The sequence below is a fragment of the Pseudomonas sp. G166 genome (genome assembly GCF_037027455.2).
GTDB lineage: Bacteria > Pseudomonadota > Gammaproteobacteria > Pseudomonadales > Pseudomonadaceae > Aquipseudomonas.
The window spans coordinates 1487955-1511154 of record NZ_CP146985.1; the positions used below are offsets into that span (position 1 = coordinate 1487955).

Below are 23200 nucleotides of genomic sequence, written 5' to 3' on the forward strand. Positions count from 1 at the left end.
AAAAGCGCGCCGACAAAAAAACCAAGAAGGTGAACCTGTTCGGTCATTGAACCGGTACTGCCTTGGTTGGCCCCGGGTTTGAGCTGGGGCTGTAACCCCGGCTCAAACCCGCTGCACTTCTATCGCTGGCAAGCTCAGAGAGAGGCGAGGAACTTGTCCACAGACGGGTCTTTGTCGCTCGTGTGGCTTTGCTGGGCCTTCTCGACCTGAGCCATCGCCGACTTGTCCTGCATGCGCTGGGCAATCTCCTGGTTGACCGCCATTTGCTTCTCGGGTGGCATCGCCTCGAACTCTTGCTCGGTAATGCCCATCTCTTCAAGGATGCTGTCGCGCAGGCGCTCTTCAGGCGTCTTGCTCATGTAGTCCTTGAATTCTGCCGTCGCGGAGCCGCCAAGCGTCGTGGTGTCTTCAGACGCTGACGATGCCACGGTCTGCAGTTGCACGCGGGTCTTGGCGAACGCCTCGTCGACATTGTCGCTGATGGCGGTGCTCGCATTGACCTGTTGCGTGGCTCGTCGGGTGAAGGAATCCTCGACTTTGGCGCTGCCTTGGCTGGCCTGGGCCTGGACGTTATCGCGCAATGCCTGCAACGCAGCACTTTGCAGGCCGCTGGCGGCTTCGGCGGTGGGATCCTCGCCCGGGCGTTTGAGCGGCAAGATCATCGATTGTTGTTTGGCACTGACCAACATGATGGGTACCTGTAGGTAATGACTGAGCGATGGGCAGGAGCAATTCCCATGCCGTCGCCGCAGGCCACGGATTCCAAGGGGCTGGGCCCGAGGAGGGCGAGCCTGGCGGCCAACTCTTGCCGTCGGACGGCATGGATCGACCGCTTGAGCGTGGAGGCTCAGGTACTTTCGCGAACCTTGAGTTCAAAGCCCATGTCCACCACCGGCTGCGCAATGCGGTTACCGGCCATCAACGTCAGCATCTGTTCCGCGGCACGACGACCGATGGCTTCCCGTGGGGTACTGATACTGCTCAGGCGCGGCACCATGTGGGCCGAGGCGGGCAGGTCGTTGAAGCCAAGGATCGAGACGCGCTCGGGGATCTTGATGCCACAGCGCAACGCTTCGAGCAGGGCGCCGTGGGCCAGGTCATCGTTGCCGAAGAAAATCGCATCGACGTCCGGATGGCTGGCCAGCAGTTGCAGGAACAGTTCGCCGCCCAGGCCCACCGATGAGGGACGCGGCGTCAGCACTTCCAGGTCCGGATCGTACAACCCGACGTTCTGCAGGGCACGACGAAAGCCTTCGCCGCGTAGCAAGGTGCGCTGATCCAGTTGCGCGCCGATGTAGGCCAGGCGCTTGCGCCCCTTGGAAATCAAGTGCTCGGCTGCCGTCTCACCAGCCTTGAGCTGGGAAAACCCGACGCAATTAAGGCCCGCGCCGGGGTCCAGTTCCATCATGTATACGCAGGGAATGTTGCTGGCCTCGATCATGCGTCGGGCGCTTTCGGTGCGGTCGAAACCGGTCAGCAACAAACCACGGGGCTGATAGGCCATGTAGTTGCGCAGCAGGTCTTCTTCTTCGTCGCGGGAGTAGTGGTAGTTACCGATCACCACTTCGAAGCCCTTGGGGCGCAGCACCCGATGAATGGCTTCCAGGGTGTCGATGAACAACAGGTTGGACAACGACGGCACCAGTACCACCACCGAATGGCTCTGGGCCGAAGCCAAGGCACGGGCAGCGGGGTTGACGACGTAGTTGAGCTCCACGGCGGCCTGGCGGACTTTTTCCACCAGCTCGGTGGCGACGGTGCTGACGCCACGCAGGGCACGGGAGGCGGTGATGGGGCTGACACCGGCCAAGCGTGCGACTTCGTTGAGCGTAGGGCGGCCGGTGGTGCGAGTATTCTTATCGTTTTTAGGGAGGGTCATCAGGGCGGCTTGCCAAACAAAAATCAAGGCACTAAGGTAGCGCTGTCTCGACGCGTCTGCAAATGCGTGAGTGGGGTTTGCCTGAGCCCCGTCCGTTGTCGTCGTGAACGAACATGCTGCAACCACAAAAATGACAAGAAGGCGTCGGCAACTTCTGCTTTTGCTGCGGTGTCATAACTGGCAAAGGTAGCGCTGTCTGCGCGCTGAGGTGTTACATGAATAATCCCATCACCGCCCTGGTCATCATGGGCGTTGCCGGTTGCGGCAAAACTTGCGTCAGCCAGGCCCTGTGCCAGTTGAGCGGCGCCACCGCCATCGAAGGCGACACTTTCCACCCTGCGGCCAACATCCAGAAGATGAGCGCCGGTATCCCCTTGAACGACGACGACCGTGCCGGCTGGCTCGACAGCCTGTGCGATGAGTTGCGCCGCGTCGATGCCCTGGGCGAGCGCCCGGTGCTGACCTGCTCGGCCCTCAAGCACAGTTATCGCGAGCGTCTGCGCAGTGCCTTGCCTGGCCTGGGCTTCGTGTTTCTTGAATTGACCCCCGAAGTGGCCGCCGACCGGGTTTCCCATCGGCCCGGCCATTTCATGCCGTCGACCTTGATCGACAGCCAGTTTGCCACCCTTCAATCCCCTGTCGGCGAGCCCCTGACCCTGGCTCTGGACGCCTCCAGCCACAGCGTCGATGAATTGGCTCATCAGGCTTACGTCTGGTGGTTGGACCATGGTTTGAAGCTGGCGAGTTGAGTTTGAAAAATTTGCGCCAGAAAGATAGCGCTGTCCCGATGGCTCACAAATAACTGCTTCAATAACAACAACAAATCAGGAGACACCCCCCATGTTTGGCATGTCCCACGAGTCGTTTCTACTGCTCGATGCAGTGGTCACGGTGATTGGACTCATCGTCCTCATCACCAAATTCAAGCTCCACCCGTTCATTGCGCTGACTATCGCCGCCGCCTTTCTCGGCCTGACGTCGGGCATGCCGATCGGCACCATCATCAAGGCGTTCCAGGACGGCTTCGGTGGAGTATTGGGCTTTGTCGGCATCATCCTCGCGCTGGGCACCATGCTCGGCAAAATGATGGCCGAATCGGGCGGGGCCGATCAGATCGCCCAGACCCTGATCCGTGCTTTCGGCAAAGATAAAGTGCAGTGGGCCATGATGTTCGCCGCGTTCCTGGTGGGCATTCCGCTGTTCTTCGAAATCGGCTTCGTGCTGCTGATCCCGCTGGTGTTCATCGTCGCGCGCCGCACCGGTGTTTCGATTATCAAGATCGGTATCCCGCTGCTGGCGGGGCTTTCCGCGGTCCACGGCCTGGTGCCACCGCACCCGGGGCCGTTGCTGGCGATTGGCGTGTTCGGTGCCGACATCGGTAAAACCATTCTTTACGGTCTGATTGTGGCGCTGCCAACGGCCATTATCGCCGGGCCGATTTTCGGTACGTTCATCGCCAAGCACATCCCTGGTCATCCTAATCAGGAGTTGGTGGATCAACTGGCGCGTGAGAACGATTCCGCCGTTTTGCCGAGCTTCTCCATCACCCTGATCACCGTGCTGCTGCCGGTGTTCCTGATGCTGCTCAAGACCTTCGCTGACGTTGTGCTGCCGGACGGCAATTTCTTCCGCACACTCATGGACTTGATCGGGCATCCGATTTCCGCGCTGCTGTTGGCGTTGCTGCTGTCGCTGTATACCTTCGGCTACAAGCAGGGCATTGGTTCCAGCCAGATGCTCAAATGGCTGGATGCGAGCCTTGCGCCGACCGCCGCGATCATCTTGATCATCGGTGCCGGTGGTGGCTTCAAGCAGATGCTGGTGACCAGCGGCGTGGGCGACGTGATCGGGCACATGGCCGTGAGTGCACAGATTTCCCCGATCCTGCTGGCCTGGCTGGTGGCGGCGGTGATCCGCATTGCTACCGGTTCGGCGACGGTGGCGACCATTACCGGTGCCGGGATCGTGGTACCGGTGGTGGGGATGATGCCGGGTGTGAACCGTGAGCTGCTGGTCTTGGCGACCGGTGCCGGTTCGTTGATCCTGTCTCACGTCAACGATGCGGGCTTCTGGCTGGTCAAGCAGTACTTCAACATGACCGTGGCGGAAACCTTCAAGACCTGGACCGCGATGGAAACCATCCTGTCCGTGGTGGGCTTGATCTTTATCCTGCTGCTGTCGCTGGTGGTCTAAAAAACACCCCATAACAACTGTGGGAGCGAGCTTGCTCGCGATGGCGGACTGACAGTCGATACCTTCGCTGACTGTTATACCGCTATCGCGAGCAAGCTCGCTCCCACATTGGTTTCTGGCGATCAGCCTGGTTTGGTGTCAGGCGCCAGGTTTTTGTATCAACCCATCGGCCCGAAACATCCCGCGGATCCCACGGACAGCCTGGCGGATCCGGTCCTGGTTTTCGATCAGCGCAAAGCGCACGTGATCATCCCCATATTCCCCGAACCCCACCCCCGGCGAGACGCAGACCTTGGCTTCGGCCAACAGCTTCTTGGCGAACTCCAGTGAGCCCAGGTGGGCATAGGCCTCGGGGATCTTGGCCCAGACGTACATCGACGCCTTGGGGTTTTCCACCATCCAGCCCAGTTCATGCAGGCCCTTGACCAGCACATTGCGCCGCTGGCGGTATTGCTCGGCGATGTCACGCACGCATTGCTGGTCGCCTTCAAGGGCGGCAATGGCGGCCACCTGCAGCGGGGTGAAGGTGCCGTAGTCGTGGTAGCTCTTGATTCGCGCCAGGGCGTTGACCAGTTCCGGGTTGCCCACCATGAAACCGATGCGCCAGCCGGCCATGTTGTAGCTCTTGGACAGGGTGAAGAACTCCACGGCAATGTCTTTCGCGCCGGGCACCTGCATGATCGACGGGGCTTTCCAGCCGTCGTAGACGATGTCGGCGTAGGCCAGGTCGTGGATCACCAGCACGTCGTACTGCTTGGCCAGGGCGATGACCCGCTCGAAGAAGTCCAGCTCCACGCACTGCGCGGTCGGGTTGGACGGAAAGCCTAAAATCATCATTTTCGGCTTGGGAATCGAGCCGCGAATGGCCCGCTCCAGTTCGTCGAAGAAATCCACACCGGGCACCAGTGGTACCGAACGTACCTGGGCGCCGGCGATTACTGCGCCGTAGATGTGGATCGGGTAGCTGGGGTTGGGCACCAGCACCGTGTCACCCTGGTCCAGGGTCGCCAGCATCAGGTGTGCCAGGCCTTCCTTGGAACCGATGGTGACGATGGCCTCGGTTTCCGGGTCGATGTCCACTTCGTAGCGATCCTTGTACCAGCGCGAAATGGCGCGGCGCAGGCGCGGGATGCCTTTGGAGGTGGAATAGCCGTGGGTGTCTTCACGCTGGGCGACGGTAACCAGTTTTTCCACGATGTGCGGGGGGGTGGCGCCGTCGGGGTTACCCATGCTCAAGTCGATGATGTCTTCGCCGCGCCGACGCGCAGCCATCTTCAGCTCGGCAGTGATATTGAATACATACGGGGGGAGTCTATCGATGCGCGCAAAGCGGCGCGGCGAACCTTGTTCGGCCATTGTTGCCTCGAGATACGTGAGCGCCCGGAACCGTCCGAGCGACGTTGGCCACTGCGGTGGCCTGCGGCGCAAGATAAAGGGGCAAATAGCCAATTGTCCAGTAGCGGCGCTGAACTATTTTCGATGACACTGTCGAGGCGCACGTGCGACCTTATCCACGCCTGCGGGCGCCTCAATTCGCCATAGCCAAAACTCGAACGGAATGATGATGGAATTTTCCAGCGGTTTCTTGCTGAGCCTCTCCCTGTGCCTGGACATTGGCGTGGCCAATATCGCGATGATCACCCTGGCGATGCAGCGCGGCTATTTCCAGGGGTTCGCCCTGGGCCTGGGCACTTGCGTGGGGGATCTGATCTACGCCGTCCTGGCCTTGGCCGGCATGACCGTGCTGCTGCAATACGAAGCGGTGCGCTGGTTGCTGTGGATCGGTGGTTCGGTGCTGCTGCTGTATTTCGCGGCAAAAATGATCCACTCGGCGATCTATCACAGCGCGGTGCTGGCGCAGGCGGGTGAAATTCAGGGCAATTCTTCACGGCAGGAGTTCTTTCGCGGGATTTTCCTGGCCATGTCATCGCCCAGTGCCATTCTGTGGTTCGCCGCTGTAGGCGGCACACTCATTGCTCGATCGGGCGGCGGAACCTTGCTCAGCTCGGCACTGTTCCTCAGCGGTTTTCTTTGCGCCGGGCTGCTGTGGTGCGCAGCCCTGTGCCTGGCGGCAACCCAGGGCGGCAAGTTGCTGGGAGATAAGCTGCTGCGTTATTCCTATTGGGCATCGGCGGCGATCTTCTGTTATTTCGCTGTCTATGTGATTGTTTCTGGGTACAACGAGTTTGTCGGAAAAGCCGCTACGACGGCGCTGCCTGGATTCTGATAAGCGAAACGGCCTGGCAATCACGGTTTGGCTTCTATACTGCCAAGCCCGACTTCACGTTTTCCGGAGTGTTGACGCATGGAAAAGCACGAACGCGGTAACGCAGCCGAACCACGCTTTGAACACGGACGCTTTCAGCTCATCGCCGGTTTTGGCGCCAGTTTTACCCAGGAAACCGCCCAGGACATCCCGCTGCTCTGGGAAAAGTTTTTGCCCTGGCTCGGCAAGGTGCCAGGGCAGAAAGATGAGGTGACCTACGGTGTGTGTTGCAATGCGGACGGGAAGGGCGGGTTCGACTACATCGCCGGGGTGGAAATCAGTCGGCTCGACGACCTGCCTGAACGATACCGCTGGATCGAAATCCAGCCTGGGTACTACGCGGTGTTCGAACACAAAGGCCCGTTGAAAAGCCTGCCGGACACGTTCCAGTACATCTGGAAGGTGTGGTTGCCGCGTTCCGGCCACACCGCTGCGCAGGCGCCGGAATTCGAGCGCTATAGCGAAGACTTCAATCCCAAGACTGGCGAAGGCACCTTGGAGATCTGGATACCCCTCGAGCCGAGCTGACCAACGCAGATTCCCTGTGGGAGCGAGCTTGCTCGCGATGGCTGCGGCACATTCAGCAATGTGCATGCCGAACGACCCTTTCGCGAGCAGGCTCGCTCCCGCATTGGGGTGCGTTGACCATTGAGATTCTAGAACACCAACCCCATTCGCCGCTCATAGGCAACGCGCCCCTTGTACGCCTCGCCGCTGTCGACCCAGCCCGATCGGGTGTACAAGCCAATGGCCGAATCATTATCGGCGTCGACCGAAAGCTCCAGCCCCTTGATTTCCGGCCAGATCGCGCGGGCCACGTCGGGCAGCGCCTGCAGGCAGGCCTTGCCGTACCCCTTGCCCTGGGCCCGATAGTCGACTTGCAGCGCGTGCAGGGTGGCGCTGTGCTCATTGGCCCAGGCGGGTAGTACTGGCGGGCGCTTGAGCAGCAGGAACGCCACTGGCACGTCGTCAGCCAACAGCGCGAAGCCCTTGACCCCCGGGCCAGGCCTGGATAGCAGCATATGCAGCGCACCATGGATATCGCCGGCGAACCTGACCTGTTCGGGGGTGATTTCGATGGCTTCGACCTGCTTGCGTTGAAGCGTGGTGAGCGCTTCGTAAGGTACCAACTGAGCGGTCACAAAAAACGTCCGGTGTCTGTCGGCGGGATGGGCCTGGAATTCTAGCGAATTTCTTTGCTTGAATTATTTTTGTTTGGTTGTCGATTCGCCGTTTCTCCAAACGACCAAGGGTGTCTTCAACAAAAAACGCGGAGAATCATCATGAGCACTGAAACCGAAATCCGGACCCTGATCGACACTTATCGCCAGGCGGTCATGGCCAAGGACATCGAAAAGGTCATGGCGCTTTACGATGAGTACATCGTCTCCTTCGATGCCATCCAGGCCCTGCAATTCAAGGGCAAGACCGCCTACCGCAAACACTGGCAGGACTGCATGCAAATGTGCCCCGGCCCGCACAAGTTCGATTTCCATGAACTCAAGATCACCCCTGCCGACAACATCGCCTTCGCCCATTGGCTGGCTTATTGCGGCGGCACCAACGACAAAGGCGAGGAGCAGGCCTGCTGGATGCGCGTGACGGCTTGCTACCAACGGGTAGCCGGGCACTGGAAGATCGTTCATGAGCACTGGTCCGCACCGTTCGACCCGATGGCCGGTACGACACTGTTCGACCTGCAACCCTGATCGTCGGTTTTTTCGCCAAGCGTCTTGCAGCCGTCCATAGTTGATCAGTTCGATCACGGAGCTTTCCATGAAGTATTTATGCCTTGTCTATAGCAACGAACAGCTGCTGCACAGCTCACCGGACAGCCCGGAAGATGCCGAGTGCATGGCCTATGCCGAGTCGATCCAGGGCAGCGGGCGAATGCTTGCCGCCGAGGCATTGGAGTCGGTGCAGACCGCCACCACGGTGCGCATGCGCGGCGGTAAGTTGTCCATCACCGACGGTCCGTTCGCCGAAACCAAGGAGCAACTGGCGGGCTTCTACCTGATCGACGCCAAGGACTTGAACGAAGCCATCCAGGTCGCCGGCCACATTCCGGCAGCCCGGGTCGGCTGCGTCGAAGTCCGTCCCGTACGCCAACTGAACCCCTGAACAATAATCACAAACAGGATTCCATCCATGAACCTCAAGCCTGCGCCTTTCGAGTTATCCATCAGCCGGGTGATCGATGCCCCGCGCCAGAAGATTTTCCGTGCCTGGACCGAGCCGACCCTACTGGTCCAATGGTGGGGGCCCCACGGCATGACCACGCCGGAGTGCGAAATGGATCTTTGGGTCGGCGGCCAGTTTCGCACGCTGATGCGCGCTCCCGACGGTAGCGAATACCCGACCATGGGCGTGTTCCTGGAAATCGTCGCCCCGCGGCGCCTGGTATTTACCGATACGTTCGTGCCCGGCTGGATACCTTCAGGCAAAGCCTTCATGACCGCCGAAGTGCTGCTTGAGGAGCAGGGCGGTAAAACCCTCTATATCGCTCGCGCCTTGCATTGGAACGAAGAAGACCGCCAGGCCCACGAGGCCATGGGCTTCCATGATGGCTGGGGGCAAAGCCTGGACCGGCTGGAAGCCCTGGTGACCCAAGGCATGCCCGACTGATGTCGGCCGAAGCGGTCAAGGCGCGGGTCGAGCAGGTGTATCGGCAAGACTCGCGACGGATCCTGGCGACGCTGATTCGTCTGCTGGGGGATTTCGACCTGGCAGAGGAAGCCTTGCACGAGGCGTTCTTCATTGCGGTCGAGCGCTGGCAACGCGACGGTGTGCCGGATAACCCGCGGGCGTGGCTGGTGTCTGCCGGGCGCTTCAAGGCCATCGACAGTTTGCGTCGACGGGCGCGATTCAACGCGGCCCAGCCGCTGCTGATCGCCCAACTGCAAGAGCTGGAGCAGAGCGATTGGAGTGACGAAGACGTGGAAGACGATCGTCTGCGGCTGATTTTCACCTGTTGCCACCCGGCCCTGGCCGCCGATGCCCAGGTGCCACTGACGCTGCGGGAAGTGTGCGATCTGACCACCGAGGAAATCGCCCGGGCGTTCCTTGCCGCCCCGGCGGCCATCGCCCAGCGCATCGTGCGGGCCAAGGCGAAAATTCGTGATGCAAAGATTCCTTATCAAGTGCCCTCCCGGGCGGAGTTGCCTGATCGACTGGACAGTGTGTTACGGGTGATTTACCTGGTATTCAACGAAGGTTATTCGGCGTCCATGGGCATTGAGCTGACCCGCGAAGAGCTGACCCGCGAAGCGATCCGCCTTGGGCGACTGTTGATGGAGCTGTTGCCCGAAGCCGAGGTCATGGGCTTGCTGGCGTTGATGCTGCTGCACGAGTCCCGGCGCCGAGCGCGAACCTCCACAACCGGTGAGCTGATTCTGCTGGATGAGCAGGACCGTTCCCTGTGGGACGCCGAAATGATTGCCGAAGGTTGCGCCTTGGTGGAAGCCGCTCTGAGTACCCGACGGTTCGGGCCTTATTGCCTGCAAGCGGCGATTGCCGCGGTGCATGCCGAAGCGCCGACGGCGCAGGACACCGACTGGCCGCAGATCGTCGGGCTCTATGACGTGCTGCTGCGTGCCATGCCATCGCCGGTGATCGAACTCAATCGTGCCGCTGCCATGGCCAAACGCGATGGCCCGCAAGCAGGGTTGCGCCTGGTCGATGCGATCTTGGGGCGTGGTGAATTGCTCGACTATCACCTGGCCTACGCGGCACGGGCAGAATTCTGTCGGCAGTTGGGACGATTGGACGAAGCGAGGTCGGCGTATCGCCGCGCGCTTGAGCTGACGCAGCAATTGCCGGAACGGCGGTTTATCGAGGGGCGACTTGCGGGGTTGGCGTGATGAGCCACCAAGCGACGAACTCCCATGGAAGCGGGCTTGCTCGCGATAGCGGTGGATCAATCACATCGATGTTGGCTGACATGCCTCCATCGCGAGCAGGCTCGCTCCCACAGGGAATAATGGTTGGCATCACATTTTTGAACAGCCGAAATCAACTGTGGGAGCGAGCTTGCTCGCGATAGCGCTGGATCAGCCAACATCGATGTTGGCTGACATGCCCTTATCGCGAGCAGGCTCGCTCCCACAGGTTTTTGTGGCTGACTGACTGGATTAATCCGCGCCAATCAGCCCACGTTGATCAGAACTCGTGATCAGCGTTGTCCGGGTTCAGGTCGCTGATGCCCAGTTTGCCCGCAGCCTGTTCGATCGAACCGGTCTGCTTGACCAGTGCGGCGATGGCATCGCGTACGATCTGGTTACCGGCAGTGTTGCCAGCGGCGATCAGTTGGTCGTAGTGCTCACCCTTGTTGGCGTGATCGACCATGACCTGGATCTTGGCTTCGGTGTCGGCCAGATCGGCCTTGAGCGCGGTATCGGCAGCAGGGTCGGCCTTGGCCACCAGGGACGACAGGCTGGCGCCGGTCATCTTGGTACCGTCGACGCGAGTGTATTCACCCAGGTAGACGTTGCGCACGCCCTTGGCATCGTAGAAGTGCGAGTTGTGGGTGTTGTCGCTGAAGCAGTCTTGCTCGTCTTCTGGCGAGTTGGCTTCCAGGGACACCTTCATGCGTTCGCCCGCCAGTTCACCCAGGGACAGGCTACCCATGCCGAACAGCATTTTGCGCAGGCCGCTTTCGGCCGGTTCGGCTTCCAGGGTGGCGCGGTAGTTGTCAGCCACGTTCGGCTTCCAGTTGCCGACCATTTCTTCCAGGTCGCTGACCAGCAATTGGGTCACGGACTTGAGGTAGGCACGACGACGGTCGTTGTGGCCGCCCGTGGCGCCAGCGCCTTGCAGGTAGTCCGAAGCCGGGCGGTTGCCCGCGCCAGGGCCGGTGCCGTTGAGGTCCTGGCCCCACAGCAGGAATTCGATGGCGTGGTAGCCGGTGGCGACGTTCGCCTCGGAACCGCCCAGCTCGTTGAGGCTGGCAAGTTTTTCCGGGGTGATGTCTTTCACGTCGACCTTGTCTTCGCCAACCTGGACTTCGGTGTTGGCGATGATGTTGGCGGTGGCACCCGGGTTACCCAGGGCGTGCTCATAGGATTTGTCGACGTAATCGATCAGGCCTTCGTCCAGGGGCCAGGCGTTCACCTGGCCTTCCCAATCGTCGATGATGGTGTTGCCGAAGCGGAACACTTCGCTCTGCAGGTAAGGCACGCGGGCGGCGACCCAGGCAGCCCGGGCGGCTTTCAGGGTCTCGGCGTTCGGCTTGGCCAGGAACGCGTCGACGGCGGTTTGCAGGGTTTTCGCGGTGGATTCGGCATCGCTGTAGACGGCATAGACGATTTCGGCGTAGTGCGCGACAACGGCCTTGGCAGCGGTTTCGTCAATTTTGCCGCTGGCAGCGGGTGCGGCCGGCGCCGCAGTGCTGGCGGCTGGCGTTGGCGCCTGCGGCGCGGCGGCCTTGTCTTTGCCTTCGCCGCAACCGGCGAGGGAAATAGCAATGGCCAGCAGACTGGCGGTGGCCAGAGGCATACGAATCATGGCGAACATCCTGCTTCGGTAATTGGATGGGACAGGCGCGAGGTGCGCAAAGCTGCGACATAATGCGAAAGATTTGCATTATGTGTAAAGGGTTGTAGCTGTAAATATTTCTTATTTAATAATTCAGATCACCGCTTTGAGCGGCGTCTGTAGGAGCTGACTCGCGAAGCGAGGCGGCGATCTTTCCCCAGGCGCTTGAGTCTCAAGGGAACAATCCAAGGATCGCAGGCTTTGCCAGCTCCTACAGAGGCGTGAAAACCAAGGGGGGAAACTCAGATGATGGAGACCTTGCTGCGCTGCGCCTGCTTCAGATAAATGCCCAACTCCCGTGCCGGCAGCGGTTTGCTGTAGTAATAGCCCTGACCTTCGTGACAGCCCTCGGCGATGATGTAGGCCTCTTGCTCGACCGTCTCGACGCCTTCGGCGATCACCTGCATTCCCAGGCTCTTGCCCAACTGGATGATGGCCCGAACGATGGTCGCGTCGTCCTCGTCATCTAGCAGGTCCTGGACGAAGCTCTTGTCGATCTTGATCTTGTCCAGCGGCAGGCTCTTGAGGTAACTCAGGGACGAATAACCGGTCCCGAAGTCATCGATGGCAATCAGTGCGCCGGAGCGGCGCAGGCTCAGCAAGTGCTGGGCGGCGGTGGTGATATCTTCCATCAGGCCGGTTTCGGTGACTTCCAGCTCCAGGCTGCGCGGCGGCAAACGGTACATCTGCAAGAGATTGTTCACCACCCGCGGCAGTTCGGCGTGGTGCAGTTGCACCGTCGACAGGTTGACCGCCATGCGCAGGTCGACGAAGCCCTGGTCGTGCCATTCGCGTAACTGTTTGCAGGCCTGGTCCAGTACCCATTCACCGATGGCGATGATGGTGCCGTTCTGCTCGGCCAGGGGAATGAACAGGTCCGGCGGCACGAGGCCGTGTTCGGGATGATGCCAGCGGATCAGGGCTTCGATGCCCACCACGCGCAGGTCGCGGTAGCTGATTTGCGGTTGGTAGACCAGCGTGAACTGTTCACGGGCCAGGGCCTCGCGCAGGTCTTTCTCCAATTCGCGACGGCGGCGCATTTCACTGTCGACGCTGGCAATGTAGAACTGGTAGCGATTGCGCGAGCGGGCCTTGGCCAGGGTCATGGTCTGCTCGGCTTTCTGCAACAGCTTCTCGGTGCTGTCGCCGTCTTCAGGGAAGAGAGTGATGCCAATGGTGGCCCGCAGGCGGATTTGCTGATCGTCGATGACGAACGGCGCCTCCAGGTCATCCAGGATGCTTTGGGCCAGCTCGGCGGCTTCATAAGGCTGCTCGATGTCGGCCTGGACCAGGGCGAACTGGTCGCCTCCCAGTCGCGCCAGGGCGCCGAGGCGTCCGCTATGGGCCCGCAGCCGATCCGCCAGGGCCAGCAGCAACTGGTCGCCGGTCTGATAGCTGAACTGTTCGTTGATGCCCTTGAAATCATCCAGCCCTACACACAGCACCGCCACCCGCCGTTGCAGGCGTCCGGCGTCCACCAGGATCTTGTCCAGTTGCTGTTGCAACTGTTGACGGTTTGGCAGGCCGGTGAGGAAGTCGTATTGAGCCATGCGCAGCAGGCTGTTTTCCGCTTCGTGGCGCAGGTGCGTGTTGCGCTCGATGGATTCGAGCAGCTGGTTGGCGGTATTGATCCACAGGCCCAGCTCGTTTCTCTCGTGCCCTTTGAGCTGCGGGATCTTGTGCTCGCTGGGGCGGTCGGGATTGATTTCGGTCAGGTGTTCAATGATTCGCGACAGCGGTTTGGTCAGCATCCAGTGGTAGACCAGGTACAGGACCAGGCCCATGGCCAGGGCTCGTAGCATCCCGGATATGAAGATGATCACGGAGTTGACGATGAAACTCTGGCCGTAGGTGGCGGTGTCGAGGGTAATGCTCAGGTCGCCGTAATATTCACTGTAGGGGCCGCGTCCCACCAATTGCGTGGTGAACGTGCGTTCCTTGCCCAGGATCAGGTCGGTCAGCCAGCGGCTTTCGGACTTCTGCAAGGGGCGGGTCTTTTCGGCGAGCATGGTTTCGCGAGGGTGGCCGATGGAGGCCATGCGCACGGCGTCGTCCTGGAACAGTCCCTCGATCACTTGCATGCCCATTTCCCGGTCCAGGCTGTAGACAGCTTGGGTCGAAGGGTCGCGGAACATATCGAGAATCCGCTGGGCGTCGCTGGCCACGGCCCGGTCGGTTTTGTAGGCATCGAACACGATCTGCGCACAGCTCAAGACCATGCCAACGATCAATGCCGAGAGGAGCACGACCCGGAGCAACTTCACAGACAAGCTGTTCTTGAGTTCCAGCTTCAAAGAGGGGTTCCTTGTTCCGTGCGGGTAGCGTCAAGTTGCCATGAGTATTGGCAATCCTGTGATGTCAGTCAAAGGGACAATCAAACACAAGGGTTTTCGTCTGATGCCTGGCTGATCCAAAGTTTTTTCCGAGCTATTGCTCTACGGTCATTATGTCGGTTGGGAAGGGCCGCAACTTGAGGCCTGGCGGGATTTTTTGTTGGGTTTCAGATGTGAGGCCATGCTTCGGAATCGATGGTCGACCACGGGGTATAAGGTAAAAAAAACCCGGCAAGGCGCCGGGTTCTTTTGTCTGGCATCGGGACTTAAGCGGTGAAGGTCTTGCCTTCGAACTGCTCGGCCACGAATTTCCAGTTGACCAGGTTCCAGAACGCTTCGACGTATTTTGGACGAAGGTTACGGTAGTCGATGTAATAAGCGTGTTCCCACACGTCGCAGGTCAGCAGCGGGGTGTCGCCGCTGGTCAGCGGGTTGCCGGCGCCAATGGTGCTGGCCAGGGCCAGGGAACCGTCAGCTTTCTTCACCAGCCAGCCCCAGCCGGAACCGAAGGTGCCGATGGAGGTTTTGCTGAACTCTTCCTTGAACTTGTCGAACGAACCGAAGGCGTTGTTGATGGCTTCAGCCAGTGCGCCGGTTGGTTGACCGCCAGCGTTTGGCGCCAGGCAGTTCCAGTAGAAGGTGTGGTTCCAGACCTGAGCGGCGTTGTTGAAGATACCGCCCGAGGAAGTCTTGACGATTTCTTCCAGGGTCTTGCCTTCGAACTCGGTGCCAGGCACCAGGTTGTTCAGGTTCACGACGTAGGTGTTGTGGTGCTTGTCGTGGTGAAACTCCAGAGTTTCTTTGGAGATGTGCGGCGCCAGTGCGTCGTGTGGATAGGGCAGCGGCGGCAATTCGAAAGCCATGGTGATTCTCCTAATCAGGTCAGTTGCGGTGAGCGCAAGGCCGATCACGGGCGGCCAGACTAGCGCCGGGGAGTTTGTACTCTTTGCGGCGCAGGAGTCGGATCATAGCACCGGGGGTGCGGCATAACCACGCAACAACTGTGTGGGATAGAGGTTCCAGAGCGGTTTGGAATAATCAACCCGAGACGATCAACTGCAGCGCGACGGTAAACATCATCACCGCCACCAGTACGTCCAGTATCCGCCAGGTGCTTGGCCGGGCCAGCCACGGAGCCAGCCATGCGGCGCCAAGGGCGAGGGTGAAGAACCACAGCAGCGAGGCGCTGGCCGCACCGACGACATAAGCCCCAGGCACGCTTTGCTGGGCACCGAGGGAACCGATCAGCAGCACGGTGTCCAGGTACACATGAGGATTGAGGAGCGTCACCGCCAGTGCGCTGAGCAGTACTGCCCGTAGCGAGCGCACGACCTGTTTTCCGTCCTGTTGCAAGCTCTGATTCGAACAGGCCCGACGCAGCGCCAGGCTGCCATACCAGAGCAGGAATGCCGCGCCGCCCCAGCGTGCGATCGACAGCAGCAACGGGCTCTGAGCCAGCAGGGTCGCCAGCCCGAACACGCCGGCGGCCACCAACAGCGCATCAAAGGTGACGCACAGTGCGGCCACCGGCAGGTGATGCTCGCGGCGCAGGCTCTGTGCTAGCACAAACGCGTTCTGCGCGCCGATAGCCATGATCAGTCCAAGTGCCACCAGCAGTCCGTTAACGTAGCTTTGCCACATGTTTTTTACTCCCCCGTCGATGCTTGAATGCTGGTCATTCTCTGGTGGGAAGCTGTATAAGAAAAACCAATCCTGCTGATTGCTCATTAGGAAAACTGATGTTCGATTACAAATTGCTTTCCGCCCTGGCGGCGGTCGTCGAGCAAGCCGGTTTCGAGCGGGCCGCCCAGGTGCTGGGGCTGTCGCAATCGGCTATTTCCCAGCGGATCAAGCTGCTCGAGGCGCGGGTCGGTCAGCCCGTATTGGTGCGTGCTACGCCGCCTGCGCCGACCGAAATCGGTCGCCGCTTGCTCAACCATGTGCAACAGGTGCGTCTGTTGGAGCGTGACCTGCAAAGCCTGGTGCCGGCGCTGGATGAAGAGGGTTTGCCCGAACGCTTACGCATCGCCCTGAATGCCGACAGCCTGGCGACCTGGTGGGCGGCGGCTGTGGGCGATTTTTGCGCCGAGCAGCATCTGTTGCTCGACTTGGTGGTGGAAGACCAGAACGTCGGCCTCAAGCGCATGCGCGCCGGCGAAGTGGCGGCGTGCGTCTGTGCCAGTGAGCGCCCTGTGGCCGGTGCCCGCAGCGTACTACTGGGGGCCATGCGTTATCGGGCCCTGGCCAGCCCGGCGTTCATCGCCAGGCACTTCCCCGATGGGGTGCGCGCCGATCAGCTGGCCAGCACGCCGGCACTGGTATTTGGCCCGGATGATTTCCTGCAGCACCGCTACCTTGCGTCCTTGGGGGTGGAGGGCGGTTTCGAACACCACCTGTGCCCGTCGTCCGAAGGATTTATCCGTCTTGCTGAGGTCGGACTCGGCTGGGGGCTGGCGCCGGAGCTGCAAGTGCGTGGGCAACTGGAGCGAGGCGAACTGGTGGAACTGTTGGCAGATAAACCGATTGATGTGCCGCTGTACTGGCATTATTGGCGCAATGGCGGGCAGTTGCTCGGTTTATTGACCGAACAGTTGATCCGCTCCTCCCGGCAATGGCTGGTGCCTTGGGAGCCGCAATAGACGTCAAGCTGCAGGTAATAAGCAGCGCACAGATTAATTTGCAGGTTGTAGCTTGAGGCTCGTAACTGCACTTCTTAGGAGCATTCATGAAAATTCTGGTCACCGGCGCGAGCGGCTTCATTGGCGGGCGCTTTGCGCGTTTCGCCCTGGAGCAGGGCCTGGATGTACGGGTCAACGGTCGCCGGGCCGAGAGCGTGGAGCATCTGGTGCGTCGCGGTGCGCAGTTCATGCAGGGGGATCTGAGCGATCCGTTGCTGGCTCGCGATCTGTGCCTGGACGTTGATGCCGTGGTGCATTGCGCCGGTGCCGTGGGGCTTTGGGGGCGCTATCAGGATTTTCACCAGGGCAATGTCCAGGTCACGGAAAATATCGTCGAGGCTTGTCTCAAACAGAAGGTCCGGCGCCTGGTTCATTTGTCGTCGCCCTCCATTTACTTTGATGGCCGTGACCACCTCGGGCTGACGGAAGAACAAGTACCCAAGCGCTTCAAGCATCCTTACGCCGCGACCAAGTACCTGGCCGAGCAGAAGGTCTTCGGTGCCCAGGAGTTTGGCCTTGAAGTGCTGGCCCTGCGCCCGCGTTTCGTAACCGGTGCCGGCGACATGAGCATTTTCCCGCGCTTGTTGAAAATGCAGCGCAAGGGCCGACTGGCCATTGTCGGCAACGGGTTGAACAAAGTGGACTTCACCAGTGTGCAGAACCTCAACGAAGCGCTGTTCAGCGGCTTGCTGGCCACGGGTGCCGCCTTGGGCAAGGCCTACAACATCAGCAACGGGGTGCCGGTTCCGTTGTGGGATGTGGTCAATTACGTGATGCGACAGATGGAAGTCCCACAGGTCAGGCGTTATCGTTCCTACGGCTTGGCCTACAGCATCGCCGCCCTGAACGAGGGTTTCTGCAAAGTATGGCCAGGTCGCCCCGAACCGACGCTGACGCGCCTGGGCATGCAGGTCATGAACAAAAATTTCACCCTGGACATCAGCCGGGCCCGGCATTATCTCGACTACGATCCACAGGTCAGCTTGTGGGCCGCCCTCGATGAATTCTGCGCCTGGTGGAGGGTCCAAAATGCCCACTGATCGGTCCGTCATGAACCGAGTGCCATGTTCGGGGTCAATCGGTGCGGCGGGCGAGGGGGTTATACTCGCCGCATCAAGCCATCACCGGTTTCCCAAAGGTTGAACCCATGCCCATGCGTAACGATGCCAACGACGACTTCGATGATGTACCGAGCCTGCGGATGCGAGCCGACATTCCCGATGACGATGACTTTTTGCCCAACCGCCAGCCCCATGTGCAAGCGCGCCCGGCGCCCGTTGCCGCGGCGAAGGTCAAGGGGGCCAGCACCGGACCGCTGTGGGCATTGGTCGGCGCATTGCTGTGTGCGTTCGGTTTCCTGGCCTGGTGGAGCTTCCAGCAGATTTCGCTGATGGAACAGCAACTGGTAGCCACCCAGGAAAGCTTCGCCCGGATCAGTGAGGATGCGGCGGGACGCTTGCAGGACATTTCCGGCAAGGTCGTTGCTGGCCAGTCCAATGTGATGAGCGACAGTGAAGCCTTGAAATTGCAGATCAAACAGCTGGACAACAAGCTGCAGGATCAAGCTCGGCAATTCGACAGCAAACTGCTGGAGCAGCACAAACAGCTGCAAGGCGCGTTCGGTCCGTCCGCCGACCTGGACAAGGAGCTGGCCCAGCTCATTGCCCAGACCACTGAACAGCAGAACGCCAGCACTCAGTTGCAAGCTTCCAATAAGGACCTCCAAGCCCAGGTCAAGGCGCTGGCGGCGGAAGTTTCCGTCCTGAAAAACCAGGGCGAGAGTGGTGCCCTGGATGCCCAGCTCAAGAGCATCGGTGCCGACATCACCGCCCTGAAAAGAGCCACCTCCAACTCTGCCATCGACCGCCTGGAGCAGGAAGTGATCGTGCTCAAGAGCCAGCAGGACAAGGGCGGCAACACGGCCGAGTTCGACGCCTTCCGTGGTCAGGTCACCCGCAACATCAATACCCTGCAATCGCAGATCCAGTATTTGCAGCAGCAGTTGAGCAGCCGAGCTCAATGACATACCTGTGGATAGCGGTCTAACGCTCGCTGAAGGTGGTGATTGACGGTCGGCTATCGCGAGCAGGCTCGCTCCCACATTTGATCTTTGATAACTCAAGATTTGGGTTCGCTGAAGATCCAGTGTGGGAGCGAGCCTGCTCGTGATGGCGGCCTGACAGTCAGATATGGGCTGAGCTCACTCGATTTCCCATATGCCGCGCGCCAGCAATCCCCTGAATGCTCCCACATCACCCCACGCCGTCTACGCTCTTGAAACACCAACAAGAACGAGGGGCGCACGTATGGGTTTTTTGCATAAGATGGCCTGGCTAGGCGCAATGCTTGTGCTGGGGTTGACACCGGTTCACGCCGCGACACCTGACGATGGCCAGGCGGCCCGGGCACTGCTGGAAAAGGCTCTGGCCTATTACCACGACAACGGTGACAAAGCGTTGGCCGCCTTCAGCCGCCAAGGGGAGTTCGTCGACAAGGACCGCTACGTGTTCGTGGTGGATACCCAGGGTGTCATGCTCGCCAGCGGCGGTCCCTCTTCGGCGTTGATAGGTCGAGACGTCTCCGAGGTGCTGGGGCCGGACTTGCGCAAAGCCTTCAAGGACGCCCTGAAAACCCCTGAAGCCAGTGGTATCCAGCAGGCCGAGTATCGCTGGCAGAACTGGGCCGACGGCAAGGTCGAGCGCAAGCATGTGTATTTCCAGCGGGTCGGTGAACGGATCCTGGCCGTCGGCTATTACTTGCCACGGGCCTCAGCCGAACAGGCCCGGGCGCTGTTGGGCAAGGCTTCGAGCGACTTGTCGAAGAACGAGAAGGCCACGCTGACCGCAATCAATTCCCTCAAGGGCGGTTACCTGCAGGATGACCTGTATGTCTTCGTCGTAGACCTCAATACCCGGCGCTATGTCGGCCACGGCACCAACCTGCGGTTGATCAATACCGATTTCGCCAAGGTCAAGGACCCGGATGGCAAGCCGGTGGGCGAGCCGATCCTGGCCATGATCGGCAAACAGGATGAGGGGGAGTACGAGTATCGCTGGAAGAACCCGGTGACCGGCAAGGTCGAGGACAAGCACGCTTACTTGAAGAAAGTCGGGCATTTTTTAGTGGCGGTGGGGTATTACAGCCCTTGAGCCTGACACTGAGGCGCGTGTACTTGTGGCGAGGGGATGAATCCCCTCGCCACCGTTGTCCATGTCCCCGGCCTAAACAGTTCTGTGTTCGGCAGCTTTCCACAAAAAAGCCCGCATCGCTGCGGGCCTCTTGTTAGGTTGCCAAGGCAATCAGCCCGCCACCAATACCCGAATCGCTTCCAAGCGCAGCGCCGCCTTCTCAAGCATTGCCAGGCCTTGCTCGCGCTGTTGGCGCAGGGCCACCAGTTCGCTGTCGCGCACAGTCGGGTTGACCGCTTGCAGGGCGGTCAGGCGCGCCAGTTCTTCGTCGGTGTCAGCGGCCAGGCGACGCTGGGCCTCGGCCACGCGTTCAGCGTGACGCGGGGCGATCTTTTCCTCACCGGCATTGATCCGTGGCGTGAGCTGATCGCGCTGGGCCTGGATGAACTTGTTGGCGCTGGCACGGGGCACGCTTTCGAGTTGGTCGTTCAGGGTTTCGAACGAGACCCGGGCGGCCAGGTCGTTGCCGTTGGCGTCCAGCAGGCAGCGCAGAGCGGCCGGTGGCAGGTAGCGGCCCAGTTGCAGTGAGCGTGGGGCTACCACTTCACTGACGTAGAGCAGTTCCAGCAACACGGTGCCCGGCTTGAGGGCCTTGTTCTTGATCAGCGCCACGGCGGTGTTGCCCATGGAACCGGACAGCACCAGGTCCATGCCGCCTTGCACCATCGGGTGCTCCCAGGTGATGAACTGCATGTCTTCGCGAGACAGTGCCTGGTTGCGGTCGTAGGTGATGGTCACGCCTTCGTCGTCGCCCAGCGGGAAGCTGGCGTCGAGCATTTTTTCGCTCGGCTTGAGGATCAGCGCGTTTTCCGAATGGTCCTCGCTGTCGATGCCGAAGGCGTCGAACAGGGTTTCCATGTAGATCGGCAGGGCGAACTGGTCGTCCTGCTCGAGAATCGCCTCCACCAGTGCATCGCCTTCACCCGCGCCGCCGGAGTTGAGCTCCAGCAGACGGTCGCGACCGGTGTGCAGCTCGGCTTCCAGGCGTTCGCGTTCGGTGCGGGCTTCGTCGATCAGCGCTTGCCACTGGCCATCGTCGGCTTCTTCCAGCAGCGGCAGCAGGCGTGGGCCGAACTGATGCTGCAAGGCGTTGCCGGTCGGGCAGGTGTTGAGGAAGGCGTTCAGGGCTTCGTGATACCACTGGAACAAGCGCGCTTGGGGGCTGGTTTCCAGGTAAGGCACATGCAGTTCGATGGTGTGCTTCTGGCCGATTCGGTCCAGACGGCCGATGCGCTGCTCCAGCAAGTCCGGGTGGGACGGCAGGTCGAACAGCACCAAGTGATGGGCGAACTGGAAGTTGCGGCCTTCACTGCCGATTTCCGAGCAGATCAGCACCTGGGCGCCGAATTCTTCGTCAGCGAAATAGGCTGCCGCGCGGTCGCGCTCCAGGATGTTCATGCCTTCATGGAACACCGTGGCCGGGATGCCGGAACGCACGCGCAGGGCGTCTTCCAGGTCCATGGCGGTTTCGGCATGGGCGCAGATCACCAGCACTTTGGTGCGCTTGAGCATCTTCAGGGTGTCGATCAGCCACTCGACCCGCGGGTCGAAACGCCACCAGCGTTCTTCTTCGCTGGCGTCCGGCTGGGCCTGGAAGCTGACTTCCGGGTACAGCTCGGCGTGATCGCCCAACGGTAGCTCGAGGTATTCATCCGGGCATGGCAGCGGGTAGGCGTGCAGCTTGCGCTCCGGGAAGCCTTGCACCGCGGCCCGGGTATTGCGAAACAGCACGCGGCCAGTGCCATGGCGGTCCAGCAGTTCGCGGACCAGGCGGGCGCTGGCTTCGACATCGCCGTCGTTGACGGCAGTCAGCAACGCTTCGCCTTCGTTGCCCAGGAAGCCGTGGATGGTCTTGTGCGCTTCGGGCGAGAGACGGCCCTTGTCCAACAACTCCTGCACGGCTTCGGCCACCGGGCGATAATTTTCGCTCTCGGCACGGAAGGCCTGCAGGTCATGGAAGCGGTTCGGGTCCAGCAGGCGCAGACGGGCGAAGTGGCTGTCCTGGCCCAGTTGTTCCGGGGTTGCGGTTAGCAGCAGCACGCCGGGGATCGTCTCGGCAAGCTGTTCGACCAGGGCGTATTGCGGGCTGACCTGATCCTCGTGCCAAACCAGGTGGTGGGCTTCGTCGACCACCATCAGGTCCCAGCCGGCGGCGAACAGCGCGTCCTGGGCCTTCTCGTCGTCCACCAGCCACTCCAGCGCCACCAGGGCCAACTGGGTGTCTTCGAACGGGTTGCTGGCATCGCTTTCGATGAAGCGTTCTTCGTCGAACAGCGCGACTTGCAGGTTGAACCGCCGACGCATTTCCACCAGCCACTGATGCTGAAGGTTTTCCGGCACCAGGATCAGTACGCGATTGGCGCGGCCGGACAGCAGTTGGCGGTGGATCACCAGGCCGGCTTCGATGGTCTTGCCCAAGCCGACTTCGTCCGCCAGCAACACCCGCGGTGCAATGCGGTCGGCCACTTCACGGGCAATGTGCAACTGGTGGGCGATCGGCTGGGCACGGACACCACCCAGGCCCCAGAGCGAAGACTGCAACTGGCGGCTGGTGTGTTCCAAGGTGTGGTAGCGCAGGGAAAACCAGGCCAGTGGGTCGATCTGGCCGGCGAACAGACGGTCGCTGGCCAGGCGGAACTGGATAAAGTTCGAGAGTTGGGTTTCCGGCAGGGTGACGACTTCGTTCTGCCCGTTGAGGCCGTGGTAGACCAGCAGCCCGTCGACATCGTCGACTTCGCGCACGGTCATTTTCCAGCCTTCGAAGTGAGTGATCACATCGCCCGGCGAAAACCGTACACGGGTGAGGGGCGCATTCCGTAGCGCGTACTGGCGAGTATCGCCAGTGGCCGGGTAGAGCACGGTCAACAAGCGGCCGTCCTGTGCCAGAACGGTGCCTAAACCCAGCTCGGCTTCGCTGTCACTGATCCAGCGTTGCCCCGGTTGATACTGCTGCGCCATGCTGCCTGACTCCCGCCTTGAAAAAGCCGGTTATCTTAACGGAATGATCCCTCAGACCAAAGGATTTACGTACGCACTATGCTGGCATAGGGGCTGATTCGTCACCCGGTGGCACGGAACTTAAGTTTGTTCAGCGATCAAACAAGCTCGGCCCTGGCTATTGCTGCAATGCC

Annotated in this window: 21 protein-coding genes; 12 read left to right on the plus strand and 9 right to left on the minus strand. The window is 60.7% G+C overall.

The annotated features are described in order from the left end of the window. Positions 1-134 precede the first annotated feature (134 nt). On the minus strand, positions 135-689 hold the full coding sequence (locus tag SGN16_RS06655) for a hypothetical protein (RefSeq protein WP_210643199.1): 555 nt from the start codon (positions 687-689) through the stop codon (positions 135-137). Positions 690-847: 158 nt separating this feature from the next. Beyond that, entirely contained in the window at positions 848-1879 is a 1032-nt protein-coding gene (locus tag SGN16_RS06660) for a LacI family DNA-binding transcriptional regulator (protein ID WP_335943563.1), read from the minus strand. 215 nt (positions 1880-2094) lie between these two features. Here SGN16_RS06660 and SGN16_RS06665 point away from each other — a divergent pair, with 215 nt between their 5' ends. Both SGN16_RS06665 and SGN16_RS06670 read left to right on the plus strand, forming a co-directional pair. Further along, positions 2095-2628, plus strand: coding sequence for a gluconokinase (locus tag SGN16_RS06665; RefSeq protein WP_135844080.1), 534 nt, complete (start codon positions 2095-2097; stop codon positions 2626-2628). Positions 2629-2719: 91 nt separating this feature from the next. Further along, positions 2720-4072 carry a GntP family permease gene (locus SGN16_RS06670; protein ID WP_210643201.1) on the plus strand — a complete coding sequence of 451 codons (1353 nt, stop codon included), beginning with the start codon at positions 2720-2722 and terminating at the stop codon, positions 4070-4072. Between the two features lie 138 nt (positions 4073-4210). Here the strand turns inward: SGN16_RS06670 and alaC are convergent, their stop codons facing one another. Continuing rightward, the gene (gene alaC / locus SGN16_RS06675) at positions 4211-5428 is read right to left on the minus strand and encodes an alanine transaminase (RefSeq protein WP_210643202.1); all 1218 of its coding nucleotides are present in this window, start codon (positions 5426-5428) and stop codon (positions 4211-4213) included. Between the two features lie 208 nt (positions 5429-5636). Between alaC and SGN16_RS06680 the strand changes: the two genes are divergently transcribed. Together SGN16_RS06680 and SGN16_RS06685 are read left to right on the plus strand one after the other, a co-directional pair. Then, on the plus strand, positions 5637-6299 hold the full coding sequence (locus SGN16_RS06680; protein WP_335943564.1) for a LysE family transporter: 663 nt from the start codon (positions 5637-5639) through the stop codon (positions 6297-6299). A 78-nt stretch (positions 6300-6377) separates the two neighbouring features. Beyond that, positions 6378-6866, plus strand: coding sequence for a GyrI-like domain-containing protein (locus SGN16_RS06685; RefSeq protein ID WP_210643204.1), 489 nt, complete (start codon positions 6378-6380; stop codon positions 6864-6866). Positions 6867-6994: 128 nt separating this feature from the next. Here the strand turns inward: SGN16_RS06685 and SGN16_RS06690 are convergent, their stop codons facing one another. Further along, positions 6995-7480, minus strand: a complete 486-nt coding sequence (locus SGN16_RS06690) for a GNAT family N-acetyltransferase (protein WP_335943565.1) — start codon at positions 7478-7480, stop codon at positions 6995-6997. A 141-nt stretch (positions 7481-7621) separates the two neighbouring features. On the opposite strand from SGN16_RS06690, the gene SGN16_RS06695 reads away from it, so the two are divergent. The 4 genes from SGN16_RS06695 (at position 7622) to SGN16_RS06710 (ending at position 10198) form a co-directional block, all read left to right on the plus strand. After that, on the plus strand, positions 7622-8047 hold the full coding sequence (locus SGN16_RS06695) for a nuclear transport factor 2 family protein (RefSeq protein WP_335943566.1): 426 nt from the start codon (positions 7622-7624) through the stop codon (positions 8045-8047). A 67-nt stretch (positions 8048-8114) separates the two neighbouring features. Next, positions 8115-8459 (plus strand): YciI family protein, encoded by a 345-nt coding sequence (locus SGN16_RS06700; protein WP_210643207.1) that lies wholly within the window; start codon positions 8115-8117, stop codon positions 8457-8459. A gap of 27 nt (positions 8460-8486) precedes the next feature. Next, positions 8487-8963: an SRPBCC family protein gene (locus tag SGN16_RS06705; protein WP_335943567.1), complete on the plus strand. Its 477-nt coding sequence runs from the start codon at positions 8487-8489 to the stop codon at positions 8961-8963. Continuing rightward, complete coding sequence (locus tag SGN16_RS06710; protein WP_335943568.1) at positions 8963-10198, plus strand: RNA polymerase sigma factor; 1236 nt, start codon at positions 8963-8965, stop codon at positions 10196-10198. The genes SGN16_RS06705 and SGN16_RS06710 overlap by 1 nt, the downstream gene beginning before the upstream one ends. A 298-nt stretch (positions 10199-10496) precedes the next feature. Here SGN16_RS06710 and SGN16_RS06715 read toward each other — a convergent pair whose 3' ends face one another. The 4 genes from SGN16_RS06715 to SGN16_RS06730 all read right to left on the minus strand — a co-directional run bounded on the left by SGN16_RS06715 (position 10497) and on the right by SGN16_RS06730 (position 15844). Then, on the minus strand, positions 10497-11840 hold the full coding sequence (locus tag SGN16_RS06715; protein ID WP_210643210.1) for an imelysin family protein: 1344 nt from the start codon (positions 11838-11840) through the stop codon (positions 10497-10499). Positions 11841-12112: 272 nt separating this feature from the next. After that, positions 12113-14164: a bifunctional diguanylate cyclase/phosphodiesterase gene (locus SGN16_RS06720; protein WP_210643211.1), complete on the minus strand. Its 2052-nt coding sequence runs from the start codon at positions 14162-14164 to the stop codon at positions 12113-12115. Positions 14165-14469: 305 nt separating this feature from the next. Further along, positions 14470-15066 carry a Fe-Mn family superoxide dismutase gene (locus tag SGN16_RS06725; RefSeq protein ID WP_210643212.1) on the minus strand — a complete coding sequence of 199 codons (597 nt, stop codon included), beginning with the start codon at positions 15064-15066 and terminating at the stop codon, positions 14470-14472. A gap of 175 nt (positions 15067-15241) precedes the next feature. Then, positions 15242-15844, minus strand: a complete 603-nt coding sequence (locus SGN16_RS06730; RefSeq protein ID WP_210643213.1) for a LysE/ArgO family amino acid transporter — start codon at positions 15842-15844, stop codon at positions 15242-15244. A gap of 98 nt (positions 15845-15942) precedes the next feature. On the opposite strand from SGN16_RS06730, the gene SGN16_RS06735 reads away from it, so the two are divergent. From SGN16_RS06735 to SGN16_RS06750, 4 genes are all read left to right on the plus strand, one after another. Continuing rightward, positions 15943-16842 (plus strand): LysR family transcriptional regulator ArgP, encoded by a 900-nt coding sequence (locus SGN16_RS06735; RefSeq protein WP_210643214.1) that lies wholly within the window; start codon positions 15943-15945, stop codon positions 16840-16842. 86 nt (positions 16843-16928) lie between these two features. Next, the gene (locus SGN16_RS06740; RefSeq protein WP_210643215.1) at positions 16929-17921 is read left to right on the plus strand and encodes an NAD-dependent epimerase/dehydratase family protein; all 993 of its coding nucleotides are present in this window, start codon (positions 16929-16931) and stop codon (positions 17919-17921) included. Between the two features lie 107 nt (positions 17922-18028). Further along, positions 18029-18904, plus strand: a complete 876-nt coding sequence (locus SGN16_RS06745; protein ID WP_335943569.1) for an ATPase — start codon at positions 18029-18031, stop codon at positions 18902-18904. Between the two features lie 283 nt (positions 18905-19187). Next, positions 19188-20030, plus strand: a complete 843-nt coding sequence (locus tag SGN16_RS06750; RefSeq protein ID WP_335943570.1) for a cache domain-containing protein — start codon at positions 19188-19190, stop codon at positions 20028-20030. A 150-nt stretch (positions 20031-20180) separates the two neighbouring features. Here the strand turns inward: SGN16_RS06750 and rapA are convergent, their stop codons facing one another. Further along, on the minus strand, positions 20181-23027 hold the full coding sequence (gene rapA / locus SGN16_RS06755; RefSeq protein ID WP_210643218.1) for an RNA polymerase-associated protein RapA: 2847 nt from the start codon (positions 23025-23027) through the stop codon (positions 20181-20183). Positions 23028-23200 lie beyond the last annotated feature (173 nt).

What these genes read in the sequence shown, in the direction of transcription:
- SGN16_RS06705 (WP_335943567.1), top strand. Translation starts at nt 8,487, where the DNA reads ATGAACCTCAAGCCTGCGCCTTTCGAGTTATCCATCAGCCGGGTGATC.
- SGN16_RS06745 (WP_335943569.1), top strand. Translation starts at nt 18,029, where the DNA reads ATGCCCATGCGTAACGATGCCAACGACGACTTCGATGATGTACCGAGC.
- SGN16_RS06715 (WP_210643210.1), bottom strand. Translation starts at nt 11,840, where the DNA reads ATGATTCGTATGCCTCTGGCCACCGCCAGTCTGCTGGCCATTGCTATT.
- SGN16_RS06740 (WP_210643215.1), top strand. Translation starts at nt 16,929, where the DNA reads ATGAAAATTCTGGTCACCGGCGCGAGCGGCTTCATTGGCGGGCGCTTT.
- SGN16_RS06710 (WP_335943568.1), top strand. Translation starts at nt 8,963, where the DNA reads ATGTCGGCCGAAGCGGTCAAGGCGCGGGTCGAGCAGGTGTATCGGCAA.
- SGN16_RS06685 (WP_210643204.1), top strand. Translation starts at nt 6,378, where the DNA reads ATGGAAAAGCACGAACGCGGTAACGCAGCCGAACCACGCTTTGAACAC.
- SGN16_RS06670 (WP_210643201.1), top strand. Translation starts at nt 2,720, where the DNA reads ATGTTTGGCATGTCCCACGAGTCGTTTCTACTGCTCGATGCAGTGGTC.
- SGN16_RS06660 (WP_335943563.1), bottom strand. Translation starts at nt 1,879, where the DNA reads ATGACCCTCCCTAAAAACGATAAGAATACTCGCACCACCGGCCGCCCT.
- SGN16_RS06680 (WP_335943564.1), top strand. Translation starts at nt 5,637, where the DNA reads ATGGAATTTTCCAGCGGTTTCTTGCTGAGCCTCTCCCTGTGCCTGGAC.
- SGN16_RS06725 (WP_210643212.1), bottom strand. Translation starts at nt 15,066, where the DNA reads ATGGCTTTCGAATTGCCGCCGCTGCCCTATCCACACGACGCACTGGCG.
- rapA (WP_210643218.1), bottom strand. Translation starts at nt 23,027, where the DNA reads ATGGCGCAGCAGTATCAACCGGGGCAACGCTGGATCAGTGACAGCGAA.
- alaC (WP_210643202.1), bottom strand. Translation starts at nt 5,428, where the DNA reads ATGGCCGAACAAGGTTCGCCGCGCCGCTTTGCGCGCATCGATAGACTC.
- SGN16_RS06665 (WP_135844080.1), top strand. Translation starts at nt 2,095, where the DNA reads ATGAATAATCCCATCACCGCCCTGGTCATCATGGGCGTTGCCGGTTGC.
- SGN16_RS06700 (WP_210643207.1), top strand. Translation starts at nt 8,115, where the DNA reads ATGAAGTATTTATGCCTTGTCTATAGCAACGAACAGCTGCTGCACAGC.
- SGN16_RS06750 (WP_335943570.1), top strand. Translation starts at nt 19,188, where the DNA reads ATGGGTTTTTTGCATAAGATGGCCTGGCTAGGCGCAATGCTTGTGCTG.
- SGN16_RS06735 (WP_210643214.1), top strand. Translation starts at nt 15,943, where the DNA reads ATGTTCGATTACAAATTGCTTTCCGCCCTGGCGGCGGTCGTCGAGCAA.
- SGN16_RS06655 (WP_210643199.1), bottom strand. Translation starts at nt 689, where the DNA reads ATGTTGGTCAGTGCCAAACAACAATCGATGATCTTGCCGCTCAAACGC.
- SGN16_RS06730 (WP_210643213.1), bottom strand. Translation starts at nt 15,844, where the DNA reads ATGTGGCAAAGCTACGTTAACGGACTGCTGGTGGCACTTGGACTGATC.
- SGN16_RS06695 (WP_335943566.1), top strand. Translation starts at nt 7,622, where the DNA reads ATGAGCACTGAAACCGAAATCCGGACCCTGATCGACACTTATCGCCAG.